Origin of the sequence: Allocoleopsis sp. (genome assembly GCF_036703385.1) — a bacterium.
Classification (GTDB): domain Bacteria; phylum Cyanobacteriota; class Cyanobacteriia; order Cyanobacteriales; family Coleofasciculaceae; genus Allocoleopsis.
Genome location: NZ_DATNPA010000180.1, coordinates 1 through 4,067, shown reverse-complemented (window position 1 = coordinate 4,067; position 4,067 = coordinate 1). Strand labels below are relative to the sequence as shown.

The 4,067-nt window shown below is 43.3% G+C and carries 4 protein-coding genes; 1 reads left to right on the top strand and 3 read right to left on the bottom strand.

Annotated elements, in window-relative coordinates:
• On the top strand, nucleotides 1-941 hold a 941-nt coding region (gene holB, locus V6C93_RS09055), incomplete at its 5' end, for a DNA polymerase III subunit delta' (protein WP_333476328.1).
• Here the strand turns inward: holB and V6C93_RS09050 are convergent.
• The 3 genes from V6C93_RS09050 to corA form a co-directional block, all read right to left on the bottom strand.
• Nucleotides 933-1,493: a sugar O-acetyltransferase gene (locus V6C93_RS09050; RefSeq protein WP_333476327.1), complete on the bottom strand. Its 561-nt coding sequence runs from the start codon at nucleotides 1,491-1,493 to the stop codon at nucleotides 933-935. The two genes, holB and V6C93_RS09050, sit on opposite strands and share 9 nt — an antisense overlap.
• A 9-nt stretch (nucleotides 1,494-1,502) precedes the next feature.
• Complete coding sequence (locus tag V6C93_RS09045; protein ID WP_333476326.1) at nucleotides 1,503-2,132, bottom strand: hypothetical protein; 630 nt, start codon at nucleotides 2,130-2,132, stop codon at nucleotides 1,503-1,505.
• Nucleotides 2,133-2,260: 128 nt separating this feature from the next.
• Nucleotides 2,261-3,427 carry a magnesium/cobalt transporter CorA gene (gene corA, locus V6C93_RS09040; RefSeq protein ID WP_333476325.1) on the bottom strand — a complete coding sequence of 389 codons (1,167 nt, stop codon included), beginning with the start codon at nucleotides 3,425-3,427 and terminating at the stop codon, nucleotides 2,261-2,263.
• Nucleotides 3,428-4,067: the final 640 nt, after the last annotated feature.

The window sequence follows — 4,067 nt, the reverse complement described above, 5'->3', positions numbered from 1 at the left end:
CTCTCTTAAGCCAAGAGCAAGCGATCGCATTGTTGCGGGGAGCGATCGCTACTAAGCGCATTGCCCCTGCCTATCTTTTTGCGGGTTCTCCTGGCGTTGGGCGTAGTCTGGCAGCAAAAGAATTCATAAAAATACTCTTTTGTCAAGATATCCCTCCCGAAAAGCAGCCATTGGTACAAAGACGCTTGGATCAAGGCAACCATCCTGATGTTCTGTGGGTGGAGCCAACTTATCTCCACAACGGTATTCGCTTGTCGGCGAAGGAAGCCGCAGAAAAAGGTCTGCAACGAAAGGCACCGCCTCAAATTCGTTTGGAACAAATTCGGGAAATTGCCCAGTTTTTCAGTCGTTCGGCTCTTGAGGCATCGCGAAAGGTCGTAGTGCTAAATCAGGCAGAAACAATGGCAGAGGCCGCTGCCAATGGCTTACTCAAGACGCTGGAAGAACCGGGACAAGGAACGTTAATTTTGATTGCCCCCAGCACGGAGTCATTGTTGCCGACGCTAGTTTCGCGCTGCCAGAGGATTCCGTTTTATCGACTGGCGCAATCCGATATGGAAGAAGTACTGCGGCGGACAGGACATGAGGCGATTCTCCAAGAGCCATCGATTTTGGCGATCGCTCAAGGGAGTCCCGGAGGTGCGATCGCATCCTTTGCTCAACTTCAATCCATCCCCCAAGAATTGCTTCAGGAAGTCCAAGTACGACCCAAATCAACCCGCCATGCTCTGGAACTCGCCAAGACAATCGACAAAACTCTAGATACAGAAACTCAGCTATGGTTGGTGGATTATCTACAACATTGTTACTGGCAGTCTCAACATCAACCTGCCATTATCCAACACCTAGAACAAGCTCGAAAATACCTTTTAGGCTATGCTCAACCGCGACTGGTGTGGGAAGTGACGTTATTAGAATTAGTTCAAAACCGCTCATTCTAAGTGTTTGATAATCCGACAGGGATTTCCCCCCGCTACAACTCTTGCAGGAATGTCTTTCACCACCACACTCCCAGCTGCGATCGTGCTGTGGTCTCCAATCGTAACTCCCGGACAAATAATGGCTCCACCCCCAATCCAAACATTATTACCAATGCGAACTGGAGCCGCAAATTCTAGACCGGACAAACGAACTTCGGGGTCAGTTGGGTGAGTCGCGGTGTAAATCTGAACACAAGGAGCGCACAATACATTGTTTCCAATGTGAACTGGACAGCAGTCCAAAATCACACAGCCAAAGTTCATATAAAAACCATCGCCTGCATGAATGTTATACCCGTAGTCGCAATAGAAGGGCGGCTCTATTTCTATCGATGAGCCTACGGTGCCAAACAACTCTCGCAGAATTTCAACGCGCCTCTGGGTTTCTTGCTCTGTCGTAGAGTTGTAGAGGCGAGTCAGGCGACGTGCATTCTGGCGTTCTGCTACCAGTTCGTGATCGGAACCTCGGTAGAGTTCACCAGCCAACATTTTTTGTTTTTCTGTTTTATCCATTGCCACGAGTTAAGCTTTCTTTTTGGGTGGCGGTGTCAAGGCAATGACCAAGGCTTTTGTCCAGCGTAGTTTTTTAGGAAGCAACTTACAATTTATGAAACAAGTCCGATCCGCCGCCCCCGGTTGAGATACCTTAAACGATAATCTTAGGATAAATGGATCAGCTTTTTGAGCCGCTTTTTTCAGTTTTTGAACTTTAAACAAGTTTCCGCCGAGGTCTTTGTCATCACTCAATTCTTCTTCAACCTTTTGATTGGCGACAATGATACTAGGAACTTGCTTTTGAGGTACCTCTGCTAGTCCTTTAGTTAGCCGAATTAATCGACTAACATTTCCTTCATAATTTGTGATAGAACTTTCATCCCAGTTGACTCGAATAGTAATGGCAGATTCCTCAGGTGATTTATTTTTAATACCGATTTTCAGAGTTTTTACTTCATCGAGTTGATAACTGGGTTTTAGCTTTTTAAAGTCAATGTCTACTATGTCTTTCAAGTCATTGGCTACAAGTTCTTCATTGAGAGATACAGTGTCTAAGTCTATTGTGATTTGAGTTTCTAAAGATTGATAAGCTTTATAAAATACGTAAGTAACAATGATTAGATAAACTGTAAAAACCAATAAATTGCGATTGTCCATCGCTAACAAACCCCTTCAATAATTTACAATCAAGCAGTAGAATTTAGTACAACTAAAGGAATAAATCAATCAGACACATCCTGATAAGGAGTCATTAATATACTGATTGGGAGCGAAATTTTATTAATTTAATCATTCTTAATAGTGTAAAAGTTCTGAAACCAACCCCGACGCCAAAAAAAGAGGCATAGAGCCGCCGCGATCGCAGCCATCGTAGCTAAACAAAGGGGATACCCCCAGTACCAGTTCAGTTCTGGCATATTTAAGGGAGATTTTTCGGTATTAAAATTCATTCCATATATTCCTGCAATGAAAGTTAGTGGGATAAAAATCGATGACATTACAGTCAAGAACTTCATAATCTCGTTCATCTTGTTGCTGACGGAGGATAGATAAACATCCATTAGACCCGAAGCGAGTTCCCGATAAGTTTCTACCATATCCATGACTTGAACGGCGTGATCGTAACAGTCTCGTAGATAAATCGAGACATCGGGACGCATCAGGTTACTACCGGCGCGAATCAAGGTGTTAATCGCATCTCGCTGAGGCCATATTGATCGGCGCAATGCCAGCAATTCGCGCCTGACTTGGTAGATTTTTTCCAGAGTGTGGCGTGTTGGGTTGAGCATCACCTCATTCTCCAACGCCTCGATTCGCTCACCATAGTCTTCCAGGACTGGGAAAAAGCCATCGATCACGGCATCTAAAAGCGCATAAGCTAAATAATCGGGTCCGGCTTTGCGAACGATGCCTTTGTTGTTACGAATGCGATCGCGCACGGGGCCAAAGCAATCTCGCTGGGGTTCCTCCTGTACTGTCAGTAAGTAATGTTTGCCTAACACGAAACTGACTTGCTCAATCCAGAAACCATCTCCCTTCTCTTTGAGCATCACCATCTGGGCAATGATCACTAACTGGTCATCGTAATCCTCCACCTTTGGGCGCTGCGGTACATTAACCACATCTTCCAGCACAAGGGGATGCAAATCAAATACTTTCCCCAGCCGCTTAAGGATATCTTCGCTCCCCAAACCCTGAACATCTACCCAGGAAACGGACTCAGTATCTAAGTAGCGGGCACAGTCTTCAGGATTAGCGACTTGAAGACGGGTAGCGTTGGATTCGTTGTAGTCAATTAAAACAATCTTGGACGGGGTGGCGTCTTCTTCGATGATCAGGGTTCCCGGCAAAGTACCGGGCTTATCGTAGAAGTAATCAAATAAATCTTCTTCTTCGTCTTCTGCTTGGGATGGTACGACTAACTCTAAATCATGGATATTTCTTTCTCTCATGTGCATCTACCTCATATTAATTATTTACTTAATCTTTTCAAATTAGTTTTCGCAAAAATTTTTTTTAATATTTTCGATTTCTTCCTTAAGCCTTTCTACATAAATCCATCCAACATATCCTACAAATTCACAGCTATTTTCATTATTAAAAATATAAACATGATGAATTTTTAAAGGATTATTACAAAAACGAAGTATTCCGCTATCATCCTTAAACTTTAACTCTGTAAGAACATTATCTATAAAGATACTATATGTAGTTCAGTTTGTTCAGGATGATTTTTTATAAAATCATGGAGTTGCTCAGCAATAAGTCTTCTAATAGAAGTACCGCGTTCAGGATTAAAGTAGCTGAAAAAATCCCTAACAAACTCAGAAAGAAATCCTTCTCTAAATTTTCGGTAGCGAAAGAGATTATCAAGATCAGCCTGTGTATATTCTTTTTTGGCTTCTTGTAAGTCTTATTGTCGGTTAATCAGCCTCTAAACCTGCAATTGTTTAATCTAGTATTACTGCCAGAATCAGCGATCGCAACAAAAAAACAGCCTATCTAAAGAGATAAGCTGCTCTCAAGGGTTCTTACCTAAATGGCGGTGGACTACATCATGCCCATGCCACCCATGCCGCCCATGCCGCCCAT

Bases quoted from the DNA above. Each gene is read 5' to 3' on its own strand.
- V6C93_RS09050 (WP_333476327.1), bottom strand. From the start codon at position 1,493: ATGGATAAAACAGAAAAACAAAAAATGTTGGCTGGTGAACTCTACCGA.
- V6C93_RS09045 (WP_333476326.1), bottom strand. From the start codon at position 2,132: ATGGACAATCGCAATTTATTGGTTTTTACAGTTTATCTAATCATTGTT.
- corA (WP_333476325.1), bottom strand. From the start codon at position 3,427: ATGAGAGAAAGAAATATCCATGATTTAGAGTTAGTCGTACCATCCCAA.